24 protein-coding genes and 2 pseudogenes are annotated in these 18,298 nt (G+C 58.4%); 10 read left to right on the forward strand and 16 right to left on the reverse strand.

The annotated features are described in order from the left end of the window. Nucleotides 1–169: 169 nt before the first annotated feature. The 4 genes and pseudogenes from JCM12296_RS13040 to JCM12296_RS13050 form a co-directional block, all read left to right on the forward strand. A pseudogene (locus tag JCM12296_RS13040) lies at nucleotides 170–1,149 on the forward strand (GAF domain-containing protein); the annotation flags it as partial. A gap of 33 nt (nucleotides 1,150–1,182) precedes the next feature. Beyond that, complete coding sequence (locus tag JCM12296_RS49790) at nucleotides 1,183–1,320, forward strand: hypothetical protein (protein WP_340147861.1); 138 nt, start codon at nucleotides 1,183–1,185, stop codon at nucleotides 1,318–1,320. A gap of 86 nt (nucleotides 1,321–1,406) precedes the next feature. Next, nucleotides 1,407–2,318 carry a proline dehydrogenase family protein gene (locus JCM12296_RS13045; RefSeq protein WP_054693611.1) on the forward strand — a complete coding sequence of 304 codons (912 nt, stop codon included), beginning with the start codon at nucleotides 1,407–1,409 and terminating at the stop codon, nucleotides 2,316–2,318. 33 nt (nucleotides 2,319–2,351) lie between these two features. Beyond that, nucleotides 2,352–2,786, forward strand: a complete 435-nt coding sequence (locus JCM12296_RS13050) for a methylglyoxal synthase (RefSeq protein ID WP_157067584.1) — start codon at nucleotides 2,352–2,354, stop codon at nucleotides 2,784–2,786. 86 nt (nucleotides 2,787–2,872) lie between these two features. Here JCM12296_RS13050 and JCM12296_RS13055 read toward each other — a convergent pair whose 3' ends face one another. Genes JCM12296_RS13055 through JCM12296_RS13070 form a run of 4 tightly spaced genes read right to left on the reverse strand, consistent with a single transcriptional unit; the run spans nucleotide 2,873 to nucleotide 6,954 of the window. Next, nucleotides 2,873–3,508 (reverse strand): hypothetical protein, encoded by a 636-nt coding sequence (locus JCM12296_RS13055; RefSeq protein WP_054693616.1) that lies wholly within the window; start codon nucleotides 3,506–3,508, stop codon nucleotides 2,873–2,875. A 51-nt stretch (nucleotides 3,509–3,559) separates the two neighbouring features. Further along, the gene (locus JCM12296_RS13060) at nucleotides 3,560–4,606 is read right to left on the reverse strand and encodes a DNA-processing protein DprA (protein WP_172683888.1); all 1,047 of its coding nucleotides are present in this window, start codon (nucleotides 4,604–4,606) and stop codon (nucleotides 3,560–3,562) included. After that, the gene (locus tag JCM12296_RS39835) at nucleotides 4,537–4,875 is read right to left on the reverse strand and encodes a hypothetical protein (protein ID WP_054693622.1); all 339 of its coding nucleotides are present in this window, start codon (nucleotides 4,873–4,875) and stop codon (nucleotides 4,537–4,539) included. Before JCM12296_RS39835 ends, JCM12296_RS13060 begins: the two co-directional genes overlap by 70 nt. A 3-nt stretch (nucleotides 4,876–4,878) precedes the next feature. Then, entirely contained in the window at nucleotides 4,879–6,954 is a 2,076-nt protein-coding gene (locus JCM12296_RS13070; protein WP_054693625.1) for a RecQ family ATP-dependent DNA helicase, read from the reverse strand. A gap of 212 nt (nucleotides 6,955–7,166) precedes the next feature. Here JCM12296_RS13070 and JCM12296_RS13075 point away from each other — a divergent pair, with 212 nt between their 5' ends. After that, nucleotides 7,167–7,811 carry a DsbA family oxidoreductase gene (locus JCM12296_RS13075; protein WP_157067585.1) on the forward strand — a complete coding sequence of 215 codons (645 nt, stop codon included), beginning with the start codon at nucleotides 7,167–7,169 and terminating at the stop codon, nucleotides 7,809–7,811. 49 nt (nucleotides 7,812–7,860) lie between these two features. Next, nucleotides 7,861–8,712, forward strand: a complete 852-nt coding sequence (locus JCM12296_RS13080; RefSeq protein ID WP_054693632.1) for a hypothetical protein — start codon at nucleotides 7,861–7,863, stop codon at nucleotides 8,710–8,712. Nucleotides 8,713–8,736: 24 nt separating this feature from the next. Here JCM12296_RS13080 and JCM12296_RS13085 read toward each other — a convergent pair whose 3' ends face one another. After that, nucleotides 8,737–9,228, reverse strand: a complete 492-nt coding sequence (locus tag JCM12296_RS13085) for a regulatory protein RecX (RefSeq protein ID WP_172683889.1) — start codon at nucleotides 9,226–9,228, stop codon at nucleotides 8,737–8,739. A 144-nt stretch (nucleotides 9,229–9,372) separates the two neighbouring features. Between JCM12296_RS13085 and JCM12296_RS13090 the strand changes: the two genes are divergently transcribed. Then, complete coding sequence (locus tag JCM12296_RS13090) at nucleotides 9,373–9,906, forward strand: glycine cleavage system transcriptional repressor (protein WP_054693638.1); 534 nt, start codon at nucleotides 9,373–9,375, stop codon at nucleotides 9,904–9,906. An 80-nt stretch (nucleotides 9,907–9,986) separates the two neighbouring features. Here JCM12296_RS13090 and JCM12296_RS47485 read toward each other — a convergent pair whose 3' ends face one another. The 11 genes from JCM12296_RS47485 to rplU all read right to left on the reverse strand — a co-directional run bounded on the left by JCM12296_RS47485 (nucleotide 9,987) and on the right by rplU (nucleotide 16,746). Next, nucleotides 9,987–10,208 (reverse strand): hypothetical protein, encoded by a 222-nt coding sequence (locus tag JCM12296_RS47485; protein ID WP_281492005.1) that lies wholly within the window; start codon nucleotides 10,206–10,208, stop codon nucleotides 9,987–9,989. Continuing rightward, the gene (gpmI, locus tag JCM12296_RS13095; protein ID WP_281492004.1) at nucleotides 10,205–11,527 is read right to left on the reverse strand and encodes a 2,3-bisphosphoglycerate-independent phosphoglycerate mutase; all 1,323 of its coding nucleotides are present in this window, start codon (nucleotides 11,525–11,527) and stop codon (nucleotides 10,205–10,207) included. The genes JCM12296_RS47485 and gpmI overlap by 4 nt, the downstream gene beginning before the upstream one ends. Before the next feature lie 33 nt (nucleotides 11,528–11,560). Then, nucleotides 11,561–11,974 (reverse strand): ribosome silencing factor, encoded by a 414-nt coding sequence (rsfS, locus tag JCM12296_RS13100; RefSeq protein WP_083456108.1) that lies wholly within the window; start codon nucleotides 11,972–11,974, stop codon nucleotides 11,561–11,563. Beyond that, nucleotides 11,971–12,642: a nicotinate (nicotinamide) nucleotide adenylyltransferase gene (gene nadD / locus JCM12296_RS13105; RefSeq protein ID WP_054693642.1), complete on the reverse strand. Its 672-nt coding sequence runs from the start codon at nucleotides 12,640–12,642 to the stop codon at nucleotides 11,971–11,973. The genes rsfS and nadD overlap by 4 nt, the downstream gene beginning before the upstream one ends. Nucleotides 12,643–12,730: 88 nt before the next feature. After that, the gene (locus JCM12296_RS49045; protein WP_306304018.1) at nucleotides 12,731–13,507 is read right to left on the reverse strand and encodes a glutamate-5-semialdehyde dehydrogenase; all 777 of its coding nucleotides are present in this window, start codon (nucleotides 13,505–13,507) and stop codon (nucleotides 12,731–12,733) included. Beyond that, nucleotides 13,504–13,938 (reverse strand): aldehyde dehydrogenase family protein, encoded by a 435-nt coding sequence (locus JCM12296_RS49050; protein WP_306304019.1) that lies wholly within the window; start codon nucleotides 13,936–13,938, stop codon nucleotides 13,504–13,506. The genes JCM12296_RS49045 and JCM12296_RS49050 overlap by 4 nt, the downstream gene beginning before the upstream one ends. A 26-nt stretch (nucleotides 13,939–13,964) precedes the next feature. Next, nucleotides 13,965–14,783, reverse strand: a complete 819-nt coding sequence (gene proB / locus JCM12296_RS13115) for a glutamate 5-kinase (RefSeq protein ID WP_306304020.1) — start codon at nucleotides 14,781–14,783, stop codon at nucleotides 13,965–13,967. Beyond that, complete coding sequence (locus tag JCM12296_RS49055; protein ID WP_306304021.1) at nucleotides 14,780–15,109, reverse strand: amino acid kinase family protein; 330 nt, start codon at nucleotides 15,107–15,109, stop codon at nucleotides 14,780–14,782. Before JCM12296_RS49055 ends, proB begins: the two co-directional genes overlap by 4 nt. Further along, on the reverse strand, nucleotides 15,081–15,929 hold the full coding sequence (gene cgtA, locus JCM12296_RS13120; protein ID WP_306304022.1) for an Obg family GTPase CgtA: 849 nt from the start codon (nucleotides 15,927–15,929) through the stop codon (nucleotides 15,081–15,083). The genes JCM12296_RS49055 and cgtA overlap by 29 nt, the downstream gene beginning before the upstream one ends. Before the next feature lie 169 nt (nucleotides 15,930–16,098). Then, a complete protein-coding gene (gene rpmA / locus JCM12296_RS13125) occupies nucleotides 16,099–16,353 on the reverse strand; it encodes a 50S ribosomal protein L27 (protein ID WP_054693645.1) in 255 nt (84 codons plus the stop codon). Nucleotides 16,354–16,434: 81 nt separating this feature from the next. Next, nucleotides 16,435–16,746, reverse strand: coding sequence for a 50S ribosomal protein L21 (gene rplU, locus JCM12296_RS13130; protein ID WP_054693648.1), 312 nt, complete (start codon nucleotides 16,744–16,746; stop codon nucleotides 16,435–16,437). Between the two features lie 350 nt (nucleotides 16,747–17,096). Between rplU and JCM12296_RS47490 the strand changes: the two are divergent. The 3 genes and pseudogenes from JCM12296_RS47490 to JCM12296_RS13140 form a co-directional block, all read left to right on the forward strand. Then, nucleotides 17,097–17,300 (forward strand): annotated as a pseudogene (locus JCM12296_RS47490) (formate dehydrogenase accessory sulfurtransferase FdhD); the annotation flags it as partial. 158 nt (nucleotides 17,301–17,458) lie between these two features. Then, entirely contained in the window at nucleotides 17,459–17,776 is a 318-nt protein-coding gene (locus JCM12296_RS47495) for a formate dehydrogenase accessory sulfurtransferase FdhD (RefSeq protein WP_281492006.1), read from the forward strand. A gap of 18 nt (nucleotides 17,777–17,794) precedes the next feature. Beyond that, on the forward strand, nucleotides 17,795–18,298 hold a 504-nt coding region (locus tag JCM12296_RS13140; protein WP_172683890.1), incomplete at its 3' end, for a tRNA-dihydrouridine synthase family protein.

The raw sequence follows: 18,298 nt of genomic DNA on the forward strand, positions 1-18,298 counted from the left end.
AGCCGTCGCCCCCCGGATTCCAAGATCCACGAATGCCAGCCGGGGTGGTCATTTGCCTGTTTTTTTTAAGTTGACGGCCAGGATGACGACTGTATAGGATGAGCCCCACAATCATCATCCCGGGAGTATTGTCATCATGCTTAGTGAGAAGCAGAAACTCGACACCTTAATGCTGCTGGGGATCGAACTGAACCGGATCCACGATCTGGACATTCTTTTGGAACGCGTCCTCACCCGGGCGCGTCAGTTCGTTAATGCCGATGCCGGTTCCATCTATATCCGCCAAGGCGACCGCCTCATTTTTGCACAATCGCAAAATGACACCCTGCAAAGCAAGTTGCCGGTAGGCGAAAAGTTGATTTACCAAACGTTCTCCGTAGCGGTGGACCCGACCAGTATCGCCGGCTATGCCGCTGCCACCGGAAAATTGCTCAACATCCCGGATGTCTATACGCTGTCGCCGGATAAACGCTATCAATTCAGCCGGAGATTTGACCAAGCCTCCGGGTATGTCACCCGCTCCATGCTGACCATCCCGCTGATCACTTCCAAGAAGGAAATCCTGGGTATCCTGCAGATCATCAACGCCCAGGATCATGAAAAAAGGATTCGGCCTTTCAGCCAAACCGACGAGAAAGTCATGCTGCATTTTGCCGGCATGGCGGCCGTGGCCTTGGAACGGGCCCAGATGACCCGTGCCATGATCCTGCGCATGATTCGCATGGCGGAAATGCGCGATCCCCGGGAGACCGGTCCCCATGTCAACCGCGTGGCCGATTTTTCTCTGGAGATTTACGAACACTGGGCCCGACGCCGCCATATCCCGGAAAAAGAGATCGATAAAACCCGCGATGTGCTGCGCATGGCGGCCATGCTTCACGATGTGGGGAAAGTGGCCACCTCCGACCTGATCCTGAAAAAACCGACCCAACTGAGTTCCGAAGAGTATGAGGTCATGAAGCAGCACACCATCCAGGCGCCCGACTCTTTTCCAATGTTCAGTCCGATTACGATGAAGCGGCCGCCATCATCGCCCTGAACCATCATGAGAAATGGGACGGCAGCGGGTATCCCGGCCATGTGGATCCGGCCACCGGACAGCCGCTGCCTGGCCACGAAGGCAAAGCGGGTGAAGCGCTGCCCGGCAAGAAGGGTGAGGAGATTCCCATTTTTGGTCGCATCGTGGCCATCGCGGATGTCTACGACGCACTCAGTTCGAGACGCTGTTACAAGGATCCCTGGGATGAGGCCAACAGCATCGAAACCATCAGCCAGGCGCCGGCACCCATTTCGATCCCGAACTGGTGGAGATCTTCCTGAACCGCTTCGCCTTCATCCGCGCCATCCAGGACCGCTATACGGAAAAAGAAGTCGGAGAAGAAGATCCCGATTGGAGGTAATCCCGCATGCTGAACCGGTTCATCGCCGCCACCCTGCCACACTTGCCCGAGCGCCTCGTGTGGTTTTTCTCACGGAACTATATTGCCGGAGAAACCATCGACGCAGCCATGGCGGTCTGCCGCACGCTCAATGCCGAAGGCGCAAAAACCACGATCGATATCCTGGGCGAGTTCATCCAGGACATCCGCGCGGCCGAGAAGAATCGTGACGCGTACCTGGCTCTGATCGACGCGTCTCAGGCAAGCGGCATCGACGGTAACTATTCGGTCAAGCCCACCATGTTCGGCCTGTTGATCGATACCGAGGCCTGCTATCGCCATATCCGTGACATCGTCGTCAAGGCCGCCGGCTATGCCAATTTCATTCGCATCGACATGGAAGATTCGGCCTGCGTGGATCTGGAGATCGATCTTTTTCGTCGCCTGCACGCCGAGTTTCCCCACCATGTGGGCCTGGTTTTCCAAGCCTATCTACGCCGCACCCATGACGATCTGAAGGCCCTGGTGGAGCTGCAGACACCGCAGACGCCGCTCAACTTCCGCCTGTGCAAGGGTATCTATGCCGAACCGCCCCGGGTAGCCTTCCAGAGCCATGACGAAATCAACGCCCACTATCTGGAAGATCTGGCGTTCATGTTCCAACGCGGCATCTACCCCGGCATCGCCACCCACGACAAGGCACTGGTCGATGGGGCCCTGGACCTGATCGCACGTCACCGGGTTCCTTCGAACCGCTACGAATTCCAGATGCTTTACGGTGTGACCCCCGAACTGCGGCGCCGCATCATCGCAGACGGGCATACCCTGCGCGTGTATGTCCCCTACGGCCGCCACTGGTTCGGCTACGCCACCCGGCGGCTGAAGGAAAACCCCAAACTGGTCAACAGCATCATCAAATCCATCCTGATCGGCGGCTGACGCAAAATGGCCAAACCCGCAAAGGCAAAAAAGATGAATGCAAGCAAACGGATCGCCCTCGTGGCCCACGACGAACGTAAACAGGACCTTTTGGCCTGGGTCCGCATCCACACCGACACTTTGGCCCGGCACGCCTTGTACGCGACCGGAACGACCGGCAAACTGCTCGCCGATGCGTGCCATCTCAACATCACCCGCATGAAAAGCGGGCCTTTGGGCGGCGACCAGATGCTCGGGGCCATGATCGCCAATGAAGAACTGGACATGCTGATCTTTTTCTGGGATCCCATGTCGGCCCAACCCCACGACGTGGATGTGAAGGCGCTCTTGCGCATGTCGGTGCTCTACAACATCCCCACGGCCTGCAACCGATCCACGGCCGATTTTCTGATTTCCAGTCCCCATTTCAACACGGCCTACGAGCAGAAACACAAGGATTATGCGGCGGCCATTCACCGACCGGTTTGACGCGCTCTCTTTTCCCCATGCAAAACCGGCAATCGCGTGGCCGTACGCAAAAAGCCACACGGTTATTGGGGTTGGAGCGATGTTCTTCAGGGGGTAATGCCGTAACGCAGCCACTTGAAGTCCTGGCGAACCTTCTCGGGGACATCGCTGCCGATACGGGCCATGAAAAGGTTTTCCGGTTTCAGGCAAATGTTGGGTTCGTTGGTCGTCAGTTCCACAAACCCCTGGGTGCTGAAGAGACGGATCAGCATATTGCGGTACTGCTGAGCGGTCAGGCCCGATCCGGATAGGTCCCAGGTCCAGGAATAGCCCACCATGTAGGCGATCACGGATTCAATGCGCGGGTATATCAGCATCTGAAGGAGCAGGTCGGAGGCCAAGTGGAATGCCCGATAGCGCCGGCTCACCTCCACCGCCTTGACCTCCAGCATGGTACCCGGCCCCAAGTCAAGCCAGCGTTCGTTGGCATCCGGCGGGCCAAATACGCCGAAGCCGATGATTCGTCGATCATCCGTCAGGGCAAGCACCACATGGGTGTCGGTACGAGCCGCATGGGCTTCCAAGGTTTCGCGTTTGGTATAGAGCGATTTGTACTGGGCGTGAAAGCCGAACTGCGCATCGAAGCGGTAATGTTGAATCACTTCGGGCGTCAGGAAGGATTGGATGGTGATCGTACCAGCAGGGGTCTGCCGGTGACTTGGATTGGAAAGAAATGCTTTCAAGACGGTTTGCTTACCCCGAGAAAGACAAACTCATTAAATATCATTGTATTTTCAATTCGTTTCATATTTCCTCCGAAAACGTACCGGACGGGTCTTTTTCTCAACAACGTCCTCGTCCAAAGCCCGTTTAAGCCAGTCATCCAATTGTCCTTTGCGCACATCCAGTTCCCCAGCCAGATCCGCCAAAGATATCCAGTTTTCCATAAGGGCCAACAAAACCGGCCGCACCGCATCGTAAATGCTTAACCTGGGATCAGGTTTGTTGTCGGCTGTAGCACCGGTCGGCGGATCGATTGGTCTTTCAGAAACTTCCTGAAAAGAAGCGGTTTCTTCTTTGACGACGGCCACCTCGGACAACCGGCGATCATCACCAAAAAGGGATCGCTGGGAAGGTTGGCGAACATGCGCAACAGATGGCACTGCCCTATCAAGCAAATTGTTTAAATCGTCCTCCCATGGAGGTTCGGGGAAAGGGTGCGCGCCAACCTCAAGCAATGCCATATTGCCTGGCGGCACGCGGCTGCCCATGCGTATAAATACCGGTCGGTGTTCCTCGCGTTTCAATTCTTCCGTTGCGCCGGCCCATGTGCCACCTTTTTTGATTTCCGCGCTGATGATCAGCGCAAAATCGGCAAGCGCATAAATATACTTATTGCGCCCCATGGCGTTGCCCACATTGAAACGGGAACCGGGATGAAATGGGGACACCAACACCAATCGTTTTTCCCGGATGGTTTGCCGATATTTCCCCGCCAATGCGGCTTTCTGCAGGCTGTCCGCTAAAATGCCAACCGCTTTACCACCGGTTTCCAGGGCTGAAAGCATGGCCACCTGATCCACCCCTCGGGCACCTCCAGAGACCACCGAAACATCAGAATTCGCACAGGCCTGGGCCACCTTATGAGTAAAATCTTCCCCCTCGGCATCCACATTGCGCGACCCGACAATCGCGAGACCGCCCAAATCCAACAAGCCGATATCCCCTACGCCGAACAACACCGGCGGCGCCTGGCGCTTCAAGTGCTTTTTCAGGCGCGAAGGATACCGTTCATCACTGCGGCAAACGATCCAGATGCCACTGTGGCTCCATTTCTCCACGCTAAGGCCATGGCCGCCCCCCGCGATAGTAGTCCCTGAATGCGCAGACCGTCGATGTTCAAGGCCGCGCCCAATGTATCCGTATCGGGAGGCGATTGCAGCAAATCGGCCGGCCGCAACTTGCCCTTCACCATCCAGTCGGCCAGCCGGTTATACTCTCCCAAGCTCAGTGGCTTTTCCGCCTTGGTGTTCTTTCCACTGTTAAAGTGGCAGCATAAGAGAAGAATCGCTTTGGCGTCTTCCGTCAGGTGCTGCGTTTCGGTGCCCATATATCACGAACCCCTTGGTGAACTCATGGCCAAGGCCAAAGGAGAAACGGCCGGACAGCCCGCGCGTTTAAGCAGCGCGGCAATGACCGTAAAGGTCCAGCGTGAATCCACCAAATCATCAATTAACAATGCAGCCCCATCGGGCAGCAAAGAATCATCGATTTCAAAAACGCCATCCAGGTTGTTGGCCTGGAGAAAACTGTTCTGCATCTCTTTCTGGGGATGATTGTCTTTAATTTTTTTCACAACATCAACAAAGGGAATGCCCAACCGACCGGCCAGACGCCTGGTAAAATCAGGCACCAAATCGGCACGTCTCAATGATGGCACACAGGCCAGCCATTGGGGTGAAGGTTGCGGCCGCCATATTTCAATCATTTTGGCACAGGCCTCAACCAGCTCATCACAAAATCGCCCATCCTGAAATTTACCCTGCTTGACCATTTCGCCCCAGCCGGCATCGCCCCACAAGCATAATGTCCGCCCTTCCTCGGCTAACAAATCTTGGGCAATTCTACCTGAAAATCCGTATTCCGGAAATGCCACGCCACTGGGCCATTGTTTCCGGGGTTCAATGATCTGGTGGCTGCGGCGCAGGAACTGGGCTGCCGCATTGGCAAGGTTGGCGTCTACTGCGGTGGGTAAGAGCGGGTGTCCCACACAATTGGCGCACCGACCACATGGTTCGGCGTGAGGATCGTCCAACGCCCTGGCCAGAAATTGCATCAGGCAGTCATCGGTCTGCATGTAGTCGAGCATTTCCAGCTGTTCAGCCCGGCGCAGGCTGCACAGCTGGTCGATGGCCTGTTGATCCATGGCATAATCGACGGGCGTGGCGTACCATCGTGATTTTTGTTTGACCACCGGTGACGGTGATTCCATGGAAAGATATTTGAGTGTTTTGGTGATATCCCCTCTTTTGAGGTTCAGTTGCTGCTCAAGCATCGGGATCGAAAGGCCATTATCCGCCGCGTTAAGGGCCGATAGGATCTGTTCGACGTGCATCTGGGGCGGAAAAGCATTCTTGATGAAAAAATCGGTGATATCCTTATCCTCGTGGCCGCCCAGCAGGATACCGAACGCCGAATCCAGTGCACGGCCGGCCCGGCCCACCTGCTGGTAGTAGTGCACCACGGAACCCGGCCGCTGGAAATGGATCACGAAACCCAGATCCGGTTTGTCGAAACCCATGCCAAGGGCCACGGTGGCCACCAGGGCCTTGATTTGATTGCTCAGAAGGCGGGTTTCCAGTTCCTCGCGGTTCTCGACATTGGAATGGTAGGCCCAGGCACCGATATGATTTTGTCGAAGCCATTGGGCCACTCGCTCCGCGTCCCGAATAGTCAGGGTGTAAATGATACCACTGCCTTGAATGTGCGGCAGTTGCCCGGCCAGCCAGGCCATGCGGGCCACCGGATTGGGAAGCCAGATGTTCTGCAGCCGCAAGGATTCCCGGACCAGTGGTCCACGTTCGATCTGCAGGTTGCCGAGTTGATTGGCCACATCGCGGACCACGCGGTCGTTGGCCGTGGCCGTGGTGGCCAGAACAGGGATGTTATTGGGCAAGGCGTTCAGCACCCGCACGATGCGGCGGTAGTCGGGTCTGAAATCGTGTCCCCAATCGGAAATACAATGGGCCTCGTCCACCACAAACAGGCCGATTTGATCGGCCACCGGCAGCAAGACATTTTCCCGGAAATCGTCGTTGGCCAGTCGTTCAGGGGAAATCAACAGAATATCCACAAGATCGTCGTGCAACCGTTGTTGGACCTGCTCCCATTCATCTTGATTGGATGAGTTGATGGTGGCGGCGCGGATGCCAATACGCTCGGCCGCCAAGATCTGGTTACGCATCAAGGAAAGCAACGGGGAAATCAGAAGCGCCGCGCCGGCACCCTGATCACGTAGCATGCGGGCTGCCAGGAAGTAGACCATGCTCTTTCCCCAACCGGTGCGTTGGACCACCAGCAGGCGTCGCCGATCCAGCAGGGCTAAAATGCATTCCCACTGTCCGTTCCTGAAATCCGCATTTGGATCGTCCAATGCTTGTCGAAGCAGTGCGAGAGCCTGTTCTTGCATGTTGCTAAAATTTCCAATGTATTTTTACGTTCAATTGCTAAGACCTTGGGTGCATCATCATTTCATCGGAACGCTTGTTATTCCCAGCCCTGTTCTTCTTACTTCAGCACATAGGAACACACTTGACAAGAAACTGAAAGTGGGAAACGAATAGGGACTGATCGGAGAGATCTGCATTTACCGCATTTCATAATGGATGGTGAGAATTGACCATGACGCAACACGTTGAAAAGAATACCTTGGACATCTACTCGGACTATATCTGCCCCTGGTGCTATCTCAATACCAAACGCATTGAAGCCCTCAACGCGGGATTCAACCTTGATATCCAGTGGCACGCGTTTCCCCTTCATCCGGAAATACCAGAAGCCGGCATGCCCCTGGAGGCGCTTTTCGGCGACGAGCCGGTGGACATCCCCGCGACGCTGGACCGTCTGCAGCGCGTCGCCGATGAACGCGAAATGGCCTTTGTGCGGCCCACCACGGTCTATGATACCCGTCTGGCCCACGAGTTAGACAAATGGGCCCACACCCAGGAGCATGGCGACGCCTTTCATCAGGCTGTTTTCCTGGCCTATTTTGCGAACGGGCAAAACATCGCCCGGCGGTCGGTCCTGCTGGAAATCTGCAGGGATGTCGGACTGGACCCCGCGGCAGCCGAACGGGTGCTTGACACGCGTCCCTTCCGGTCCGCCGTGGACGAGGATTGGCAGCGTTCACGTGAATTGAACGTCACCATGATTCCGGCCTTCATCATCAACGGCCAGCGATTAATGGGCGATCATCCCCTCAGCGCCCTGGAACGGTTGGCTCGATCCGCTGGCGCGGTTCGGCGGGAAAGCACGACCGCCGATTGAGGCCACCGTTCCGGGCAAACTTTAACCCAAAGGGCTGCGGGAGGCCTTCATGAAACGCATATTGCCTGTCGTTTGGATCCTATGCGGCCTGTTGGCAACAACGGCATGGGCCGATTTGACCGGCCGCTGGTCCTGCAACGACGGGGGAACTTACTACCTGCGCGAGCATGAGGGACAATTGTATTGGTACGGCGAGGCCAAGGGTGTCCCGCCCAGATGGGCCAATGTCTTTACCGGCCATCTGGCGGAAGGTCGGATTGTGGGCAGCTGGGCGGATGTGCCCAAAGGCCGCGCCACCGGTGCGGGAACACTGGAACTGGTGGTCGGGGAAAATGGCGACCGCCTTCGTGCGGTCAAGCGGTCCGCTGGATTCCGGGGGACGCGATGGACCCGACTGGATGACGCCGCCCATGCCAGCGCCCCCTTGGCACCCGCGAAACCGGCGGCCGATCAGGATTGCGTCCGTTTCGATCCCATGGCTGCAGGCGTTCAACAGGTAAGCGGGCGCTGGAAAATCACCACCGGCAGCCACTGGCTGTTCGATCTTGGCAAGGATGCCAATGCAGCCCACCGGGCACTCGCGGTGATTCGCCACTATCGCATGGATCGCGTCTGCTTCATCGGCCGGCCGAAATCCAGTTTCACCTACCTTCTGGCCAAGGGTGGCGTTCCCATCGGGGCCATGGCCGGGGAAGATTGCGTGGCCTTCGATCCGGTTCGCATGCAGGTCAGCAAGGTTCAGAACCGCTGGAGGCTGGTTTCCGACCGGCGCTGGCTCTGGGATTTCGGCAAAAACGAAAGCCAGGCCCAAGAGGCCCTGGCGCTGATCCAACGCCACCGTTTCAATCAGGTCTGCTATGTCGGCCGGCCCAAGGCCGACTTCACCTACCTGCGCCGCTGACCGGACGACCAGAACCCCGGCCGATTATTCACCAAGGTCATCCATCACCTGCTGGATCACTTCCGCCGGAAATCCCCGACCGGCCAGAAAGCGGTAGGCGATCTGACGCCGTTTCCAGGGATCGGGTTCACGGTCCAGACGGACGCGTCTTTTTTCCAATTGGGCACGGGCGGCTTGCACCTGCCCGGCCGCGTCGGTCCAGGGCGCCAAGGCCCGTTCAATCAGTGCGTCATTTAGTCCTTTGGCGGTCAGGGTCTGACGAATGCGCAAGGGACCATACCCGCGACGGGCCAGTTGGTCGGCCATCAGCATGGCGGTCCGGGCATCATTGAGGTAACCCAGTTCCCGACACCGTTTCAGGACGTGAGCGACCACCGCATGGCTGAATCCTTTCTGACGCAGCTTCACGCCCAACTCCTGTTCGGTGTGGTCACGTCGGGTCAACATGCGCAGGGCGCGCGCCAGTGCGGCATCGGCAGGGGCATCGCATGACGGAATCGCAGGCGGATTCACCATGCCATCCGGCCGTTGCATGGGGTGGGCTGGAAATATTCACCAGGATCGTTAACAAGCACTTGACGGGGTGAGCCGGCTGGCGTAGCCATGCGTTTCAGCACCGCGTCGCTTCCCCGAAAGCACCCAACGCAGAAAGGAGTTTGTATGGGCATGCGATTCATCATGACCGCCTTCGGTCAGGACCGGCCCGGCATTGCCGCCGATGTGACCGAAATTCTGTACGATAACGACTGCAATCTGGAGGATACCTCCATGACGCTTCTGGCCGGAGAATTCACGCTGATTCTACTGTTCTCCGCCGCCTCCACCGATGTGTCCGAACGGCTCTCCAAGGCTTGCCGCCGCCTGGAAATGGAAAAAGGCATATCCGCCTTTTTTCGGCCCGTGGAGCTGGTACGCGCCTCACGCGCCAATGGTTTTTCTACCCATACCATCCACGTGGAAGGACTCGATCACGGCGGTATCGTCTACAAGATCAGCCGGTTTCTGGCCGACAGCGGCATCAACATCGCCGACCTCAAATCCTCGGTGAGGGCCATGCCGGAAAGCGGCGGCGCCTTGTACCGCATGGATATCCAGGTGCAGATTCCCGATACCGTCGCCATGGACGCGGTTAAACAGGGACTTTCGGCCGTGGCCGATGATCTCAATGTGGATATCGCCGTTTCCGCCGCATAGAAAATTCCCGTCAGCCGGATAAAAAACGCCTTCCCCGATCAGATGCCAGAGGAAGGCGCTTACCAAATGAGCAGATGCGATCAGGCCTCAAGCAGGTTCTTTCCGGTCATTTGCGGCGGCTGGGCGATACCCATCAGGGCCAGAATCGTTGGGGCGATATCCCCCAGGCGCCCTTCGCGCAACCGGGCGGACCGATGGGCATCATCCACCAGGATCAAGCGGACCGGATTGGTCGTATGGGCCGTGTAGGGTTTGCCGTCCGGGCCGGCCATCTTTTCGGAATTGCCGTGGTCCGCGGTCACCAAGCCACGCCGCCCTGGGCCAGGAGCTTGTCCAGGACCTTTTCCAGGCAGCGGTCCACGGTTTCGCAGGCCTTGATCGCCGCGGCCAGCACGCCGCTGTGCCCCACCATGTCCATGTTGGCGAAATTGAGGATGATCAAATCGTATTTCCCCGAATCGAGGCGCGCCACCACTTCGTCGGCCACCTGGGGCGCACTCATCTCGGGCTTCTGATCATAGGTGGCCACCTCCCGGGGTGACGGGATCAGGCAGCGATCCTCGTTGGCAAAAGGCGTTTCCTCCCCGCCGTTGAAAAAATAGGTCACGTGGGCGTATTTTTCGGTTTCGGCGATCCGCAGTTGGTTCAGGCCGGCTTGGCTGACCACCTCCCCCAGGATTTTATCCAGATGCACCGGTCCGAAGACCATGGGCAGGTCGAAGTCCTCCTCGTAGAGGGTCATGGTGGTGTAATTGACAAGCGTCGGTACGACCCGGCGGGTAAATCCGCTGAACCCCTTCTCGGTAAAAGCCCGGGTGATTTCCCGGGCACGGTCGGCCCGGAAGTTGAAGAAGATGACCCCATCGCCATCATTCACCGTGGCGACGGGCCGGCCATCATCGCCAACGATGGCCACCGGCTGAACGAATTCATCGGTTTCTCCCCGCGCATAGGCCGCCTGGACGGCGGATAGCGGATCGTTTTCCGCATGACCTTCGCCTTCGGTGTACAGACGATAGGCTCGCTCCACGCGATCCCAGCGTTTATCCCGGTCCATGGCATAATAGCGGCCGCAAATGGACGCCACGGCACCCGCGCCGATAGCCGTGCAATGCGCGACGAGTTGTTTCAGGTAGCCGACCCCGCTGTCCGGCGGCGTATCCCGGCCGTCGAGAATGGCGTGCACATAAACCCGCTTCAGTCCTTTTCGCCGGGCCAGGTCCAGAAGGGCGAAAAGATGGGTCAATTGGCTGTGCACCCCGCCGTCGGAGACCAGCCCCATCAGATGCAGGGCCTTGTCCCCCTTGGCCACGGCATCCAACACGGCCAGCAACTGGGGATTCTCGAAGAAGGAGCCGTCCTCGATGGCCGTATCGATGCGCATCAGATCCTGGTAGACAATCCGCCCGGCACCGATGTTCAAATGCCCCACTTCGCTGTTTCCCATGATGCCGGCGGGTAGCCCCACATCTTTTCCGGAACAGAGCAGTCGGGTGGACGGGTAGGTGGCCAAAAGCCGGTCCAGGTAAGGTGTGTCGGCCATCTGCACCGCATTGGTGGGCTCGTCGATACCGATGCCCCAGCCATCGAGAATAATCAGCATATGGGTCTTTTTCTGCATGGCTCGCTCCCTTATAGGTAAGAATTGGAGGGCTTACTCGATGAATACCGTCTCGTCGACATCCGTATCGCTATCGGCGGCCTCGACCCCCTGGCGCATGCTCTCGGTATGGATACGCCGGGCATCCGACCACAATCCTTCCAGATCGTAGAAACGGCGCGTCTCTTCGAAAAAAACATGAATCACCATATGGCCATAGTCCATCAGCACCCAGTGGCCCTCTTTGAGGCCGTCGACGCTGAGCGCCTTGATGCCCTGGTTTTTCAAATCCCGTTGGATATGTTCGGCAATGGCGCTGACCTGACGGTTGGATGTGCCATGGCAAATCAAAAAGGCATCCGCCAGGCTGGTCAGGTGACGCACATCCAGCAATACCGGACGGTGCGCCTTGCGGCCCAGGGCGGCTTTGACATAAACATCCAGTTCGGCCGCAAGCGTCTCTTTCATCGATAAAGTTCCTTTTTTTCAATATAAGTGCATACCGCCGCTGGCACAAGGCCGGCAATGGCCGATCCCGCCTGGATGCGTTGGCGCACCTGGCTGGATGAAACGTCCACCGGATCGGTGGAAAGCAAGTGAATCGCCCGCCCCAAACCTGTCGAATGCCAGCTTGCATGGATCGCATCAAAGGCATAATCCGGGGAAAGATGGCCGTGGATGTAAGCGTTCATTCGGTCCGTGGACGCATCTTGGGCATGTTCGTCGTCCAGCCGGCGGGTCACCACCACCACTTGCACCGCTGACCGGATCCGACGCTGATCCTTCCAGGTATGCAGTTCCAGAAAGGCATCCAGGCCCATCACCAGAAAAATTTCGGCGCCCCCGCCCAACCGGCCGGCCATTTGATCGATCGTATCGATGGTGTAGGACGGACCCTCGCGCCGGATCTCGATGTCGGAAACCATCAGGCGGTCGTCATCATGGGCAATCGCCAGACGGATCATCTGCAAGCGATGCTCGGCCGGTGCCAAGAAGGCCGACGATTTGTGCGGTGGCTGGCGGCAGGGAATGAGGTACAGGCGATCCAGGTTGAAATGCCCCAGAACCTTACGGGCCACCATCAAATGACCGCTGTGAATCGGATTGAAGGTACCGCCGAAAATTCCTGCTCGCATAGCGCTTCCCGTGGGTTGGGCATCTTCCGGAACGGAAAAACCTACTCACGCACCTGCCCGTCGCCCAGCACGACAAATTTTCGAGTGGTCAATTCCTCGAGCCCCATGGGGCCGAAGGCGTGCAACTTGGAGGTGCTGATGCCCATTTCGGCGCCCAGTCCCAGCTGACCGCCATCGTTAAAACGGGTGGATGCATTGACCAGCACCACCGAGGCGTCCACTTCCCGCAAAAACCGCTGGGAGCATGGTAATCGCTGGTCACGATGGCTTCGGTGTGGCTGGAACCGAAACGGGCGATATGGGCCATGGCGGCATCCATGTCGTCGACGACCTTTACCGCCAGGATCAGGTCCAGATATTCGGCGGGCCAGTCGGCTTCGGTGGCAAGGGTGATGTCCGGCAAAAGGGCCAGGGTGCGGTCACAACCGCGCAGCTCGACACCGGCGGCCCGCATGCGCCGGGCCACGGCCGGCAGGAATTTCTCGGCCACCGCCTGGTGCACCAACAGGGTCTCCAGGGCGTTGCACACGCCGGGGCGCTGAACCTTGGCGTTGAAAGCGATCGCCTCGGCCATGCCCAGGTCCGCCGATTCATCCACGAATACATGGCAAACCCCCTTGTAGTGCTTGAGCACGGGAATCTTGGAATGGGCCACGACAAAGCGGATCAACCCCTCGCCGCCCCGGGGAATGATCAGGTCGACATATTCCTCCTGGGCCAGGAGGGCATTGATCGCCTGGCGGTCTTCCGTGGGAATCACCTGGGCCGCCTGGGCAGGCAGCCCGGCAGACTCGAGGGCCTTGGCAATGATACCGGCCAGGGCCTGGTTGGAGTGGATCGCCTCAGAACCGCCGCGCAGAATCACGCATTGCCGGATTTAAGGCACAGTCCGGCCGCGTCGATGGTGACATTGGGCCGTGATTCGTAGATGATGCCGATCACCCCCAAGGGGATGCGCATCCGCGCCACCCGCAGGCCATTGGGTCTGATCTGGGTCTCCCCCATGGTCCCCACCGGGTCCGCATAGGCCGCCACTTCCCGAAGCCCGGCGGCCATGCTGGCGATGGTCTTTTCCGAGACGGTGAGCCGGTCGATCATGGCGGCCGAGAGCCCGGCTGCCGCGGCACGCTCGAGATCCTTCCGGTTTTCCTGAAAGATCCATTCTGCCTGCTGTTCCAGGAGATCGGCCATGGCGGTCAGCACCCGGTTTTTCTGATCCGAGGTGCATCGACTGATCACAGCGGCAGCTTTTTTGGCCTCGCTGGCCATCTGTTGAATGGTCTGCGCAATATCCATGTTCGCTCCTTCCGAAAAAGAGGGGGTCAATTACACTCCGGTTCGCTGGTAATCACCAGGTTGTCCCGGTGGATCACCTCGTCATAGGTCTTCTGGCCCAACCGGGATTTGATCTGGCTCGATTTAAGCCCCATGATCGAGCGGATCTCATCGGCGGCATAATTCACCAGGCCATTGCCGATGGGTTCACCGGTCCGATTGACCACGGCCACAGGGGCGCCGACGGGAAACTGCCCCTCCACGCCGATAATGCCCCCGGGCAAAAGGCTCTTGCCGTTGGAAAGCAGCGCCCGGGCGGCCCCGTCGTCGACCATGAGGGTTCCCTGGGTCTTGACCGTGTAGCCAATCCAGCACTTCTTGCGGTTCAGCTTGTGCTCGCGAGGCACGAAAAAGGTGCCCTCGGTCTCACCGGCGGCCAGGCGGGTCAGGATGTCCGGCCGGTATCCCTTGGCGATGACCATGGGAATCCCCGCGGCGGTCACCTTGCGGGCCGCCTTGATCTTGCTCAGCATGCCTCCCGTTCCCAAGGCACCGGGGATGTCGCCGGCATATTTTTCGATGCTGCGACTGTAGGTCGCCACCTGGGGAATCAACTTCGCATCAGCGTGAACGCGGGGATCCTTGTCGTAGAGGCCGTCAATGTCGGTCAGATTGATAAAGATGTCCGCATCCAGCAACAGCGCGATCATGGCCGCCAGGTTGTCGTTGTCCCCCAGCTTGATCTCCTCGACCATGATGGTGTCGTTCTCGTTGATGATCGGCACCACCTGCCATTCGAGCAGGGTGTTCATGGTGTTGCGGATATTCAGATAGCGTTTGCGGTTCGTCAGATCGTCACTGGTCAAAAGAATCTGGCCACGCGGCGATCAAAGCGGGCAAAAGCCTTTTCCCATTCGCGGATCAGCCCCGCCTGGCCAACGGCGGCAATGGCCTGACGCTGGGGAATGGCCTCGGGCCGCTTGGCAAAGCCCATCTTCTTCATTCCCGAAGCCATGGCGCCGGAAGAGACCAGAATGATTTCGATGCTCTGATCGAGCAACTGGCTAATCTGACTGCTGATGGAGGCGATGGCCTCGAGATTCAATCCTGCCTGGGCCGTGAGGACGTTGCTGCCCACCTTCACAACGGCTCTTGAAAGGGTGCTATCCGTCTGCTTCAAATTGCGCTTCATCGTGTTGATCCAGCAGGTTGCATAACATTTCGGTCAACTGGTCGAGGCCGCTGCCCACCGCTGCGGAAATTCGCAGAAGGGGTCCCTGGCCATAGGCCTCTTCGAAAAGCGTGGCCGCATCGTCGGCCCAGGCCACATCCATTTTGTTCAGCACGACAAGCTGGGGCTTGGTGCCCAGGGCGGGGTCGTGTTGGTGCAATTCCCGATTGACGGCTTCAAGGTCCTTGAGCGGATGGTCCGGATCAATGGCCGCAGCATCCACCAGGTGCAGGAGAATCCGTGTGCGCTCCACATGCCGCAAAAAACGCGTCCCCAGCCCCAATCCGGTATGCGCACCTTCGATCAGACCGGGGATATCGGCAACGACAAACGGCTCCCGGTAACCGGACCGGATCACCCCCAGGTTGGGCGTCAGGGTTGTAAACGGATAGTCGGCGATCTTGGGCTTGGCGGAAGAAAGCGCCGAAATCAAGGTCGACTTGCCGGCATTGGGCAACCCGATGATGCCGACATCGGCCAAGAGTTTCAATTCCAGACGCAACGCGAGGGTCTCCCCCGGCTCACCGGGCTGGGCAAAACGAGGCGTTCGGTGGGTGGCCGTTTTAAACCGGGCATTGCCCTGGCCGCCCCGCCCCCCTTTTGCAACAACAAAGACCTCGTCGGGGTCGACGAGGTCTTTGATGAGTTCTCCGGTATCGGCGTTGATCACCAGGGTGCCCACAGGCAGTTCGATGATCAGGTCTTCACCACTTTTCCCGAAACAATTGCGGCCCTGCCCGGGAGCGCCGTTTTTAGCCTTGTAGAGCTTCTGGAAACGCAAGTGAAATAAGGTTCGCTTCGCGTGGTGGCTCTCAAGATCACATCGCCACCCCGTCCCCCGTCACCACCATCGGGCCCCCCTTTGGGAATGTATTTCTCCCGCAGAAGGCTCACGCACCCGGCACCACCGTTTCCCGATTGAACGGTGATGCGGATTTCGTCAATGAATTTCACGCGGCATAGACACTGACCTGTTTGCGGTCGCGACCTTTGCGTTCATAGGTGACGACACCGTCAATCAGGGCAAAAAGTGTATAATCCTTGCCCATCCCCACGTTCACCCCGGGATGGATCTTGGTGCCCACCTGGCGGACCAGGATGTTTCCAGCCAAGACTGGCTGACCGCCGTACCGTTTGATGCCACGGCGCTGGGCATTGCTGTCTCGACCGTTTTTTGAACTACCGGCTGCTTTCTTGTGTGCCATGATCTGCTCCTCAATAACAAAAAGGGTGCCGAAGCGATCTTTGATGCGGCAACCCTTGCAGGTGTTGGTGGATAGAGGGGACTAAGCCTCGATACGCTCGATGCGTACGGCCGTATAGGGCTGACGATGACCCAGCTTGCGGCGATACCCTTTGCGACGCTTGAATTTGAAGACCAGCACTTTCTTGTTTTTGGCCTGGGCTACGATCTGTCCGTGAACGGTCACCCCGGCGACCTCGGGCTGGCCGACCTTGACATTCTCGCCGTCGGACAATAAAAGAACCTTGTCGAAAGCGATTGCCGAACCCACCTCGCCGGCGAGCTTCTCTACCCTGAGGATATCTCCTTCGGCCACCTTGTATTGTTTACCGCCTGTGGCAACCACTGCGTACATGTTTCACCCTCCTGTGAAAACCTGATATCTTTTCCCTGAGTTCAAAAAATAAGAAATATTAAACTTTCTCCTATCGTTGTCAAGCAAAAATTCATGCCAAAAAGCGTGGACAAGCGATGCCGATGGCTTATATTGTCCGACAACACGCCGGCCGTCGAAAGCTCGGATGGCCCTGCGGCTGTCGGCATTCATCAAAGGACACCATTACCGAAAGCAGGTGGACCCCCATGGACAGTCACCCCCACGAAATTCAGATTGTTGAACAGGGCCAGGCCAGGCTCACAACCCTGCCGCTGATCGGCGAAGAACCCCTTTCGATCCGCGTCCAGGGCGCCCCCTATGCCGTCATCATGCGCACGCCCGGCAACGAAAAGGCCCACGTGGCCGGTTTCTGCCTGGGTGAAGGCATTGTCGACAGCCCCGACGACATCACCAACATCGCCTTTTGCGATGGCGAAGACACCAACGTGGTCACGGTCACCCTCACGGCCGACCGCCGCAGCCGCATCGCCGACCACCTGGACCGGCGCACCTACATCAGCCAGACATCCTGCGGCATTTGCGGAAAATCGATCGTCGCCGATCTGGTTCAGGCCCTCTCGCCGGTGGCCGGCAGCAAGACCCTGGACGGTGAAGCGGCCCGGCAGCGGCTGCTCCGCTGGGTGACCTTCAGCCCCTGCGCCAAAAAACCCGCGCCGCCCACGCGGCCGCCATCTATGACCATGGGCTCAACCTTTTGTCCGTGGCCGAGGATGTGGGCCGCCACAATGCCCTGGATAAGGCCATCGGGCAGATTTTTCTCGACCAACGACTGGCGGATGCCGGTTTGCTGACCCTTTCATCACGCATCAGTTACGAACTGGTACAAAAGGCCGCCCGGGCCCGCATCCCTGTCATTCTGGCCGTCTCGCGACCCACCGCCCTGGCGGTCGAACTGGCCACGGCCCTGAAGATTACCCTGGCCTCGTTGGGCAAAGGCGACAGCCTGAATGTTTATTGCCATCCCCAGCGCCTCACCTGGAAACCGTGACGCCGTTGGTTGATTGAAATGGAAGACGATCTTTCCCGGCGGCTCAACCGGCCCCTGGCCATCGGCACGGCCACCATCGACCGGCGACTGGTGCTGGCGCCCATGACCTTTCTGGGCCACATCGCCTTTCGCGAACTACTGGCCGGATATGGCGGCTACGGCCTGTTGTTCAGTGAAATGTGCAGCGCCAAACGCATCCCCCACGAATGGCGCCATGGCTCGGCCTATTTCTGCTGGCGGGAGGCGGAACGCCAACACCTGGTGATGCAGATTTTTGGTGCCGAACCGGCCTCCATGGCAACGGCCGCCCGCATCATCGAGGACAACGGTCTGTTTGGCGTGGATCTCAATTTCGGCTGTTCGGTGGCCACAATCTGCAAGCAGCAGAGTGGCGCGGCGCTCCTGAAAACGCCGGACCACGCCGTCCGCATTGTCGAGGCGGTCCGGCAAGCCGTGAAGATTCCCCTTTTCGTCAAATTCCGCACCGGATGGAAGGACGACCCGGCGATTCCGGTCGACCTG

It is taken from the genome of Desulfosarcina cetonica JCM 12296 (assembly GCF_001311845.1).
Taxonomy (GTDB): domain Bacteria; phylum Desulfobacterota; class Desulfobacteria; order Desulfobacterales; family Desulfosarcinaceae; genus Desulfosarcina; species Desulfosarcina cetonica.

Excerpts from the sequence above, each read along its gene's own strand:
- JCM12296_RS13045 (WP_054693611.1), top strand. The coding sequence starts at position 1,407 with ATGCTGAACCGGTTCATCGCCGCCACCCTGCCACACTTGCCCGAGCGC.
- JCM12296_RS13050 (WP_157067584.1), top strand. The coding sequence starts at position 2,352 with ATGAATGCAAGCAAACGGATCGCCCTCGTGGCCCACGACGAACGTAAA.
- JCM12296_RS39835 (WP_054693622.1), bottom strand. The coding sequence starts at position 4,875 with ATGGGCACCGAAACGCAGCACCTGACGGAAGACGCCAAAGCGATTCTT.
- JCM12296_RS13070 (WP_054693625.1), bottom strand. The coding sequence starts at position 6,954 with ATGCAAGAACAGGCTCTCGCACTGCTTCGACAAGCATTGGACGATCCA.
- JCM12296_RS13075 (WP_157067585.1), top strand. The coding sequence starts at position 7,167 with ATGACGCAACACGTTGAAAAGAATACCTTGGACATCTACTCGGACTAT.
- JCM12296_RS13080 (WP_054693632.1), top strand. The coding sequence starts at position 7,861 with ATGAAACGCATATTGCCTGTCGTTTGGATCCTATGCGGCCTGTTGGCA.
- JCM12296_RS13085 (WP_172683889.1), bottom strand. The coding sequence starts at position 9,228 with ATGGTGAATCCGCCTGCGATTCCGTCATGCGATGCCCCTGCCGATGCC.
- JCM12296_RS13090 (WP_054693638.1), top strand. The coding sequence starts at position 9,373 with ATGGGCATGCGATTCATCATGACCGCCTTCGGTCAGGACCGGCCCGGC.
- gpmI (WP_281492004.1), bottom strand. The coding sequence starts at position 11,527 with ATGCAGAAAAAGACCCATATGCTGATTATTCTCGATGGCTGGGGCATC.
- rsfS (WP_083456108.1), bottom strand. The coding sequence starts at position 11,974 with ATGAAAGAGACGCTTGCGGCCGAACTGGATGTTTATGTCAAAGCCGCC.
- nadD (WP_054693642.1), bottom strand. The coding sequence starts at position 12,642 with ATGCGAGCAGGAATTTTCGGCGGTACCTTCAATCCGATTCACAGCGGT.
- JCM12296_RS49050 (WP_306304019.1), bottom strand. The coding sequence starts at position 13,938 with ATGGATATTGCGCAGACCATTCAACAGATGGCCAGCGAGGCCAAAAAA.
- JCM12296_RS49055 (WP_306304021.1), bottom strand. The coding sequence starts at position 15,109 with ATGAAGCGCAATTTGAAGCAGACGGATAGCACCCTTTCAAGAGCCGTT.
- rpmA (WP_054693645.1), bottom strand. The coding sequence starts at position 16,353 with ATGGCACACAAGAAAGCAGCCGGTAGTTCAAAAAACGGTCGAGACAGC.
- rplU (WP_054693648.1), bottom strand. The coding sequence starts at position 16,746 with ATGTACGCAGTGGTTGCCACAGGCGGTAAACAATACAAGGTGGCCGAA.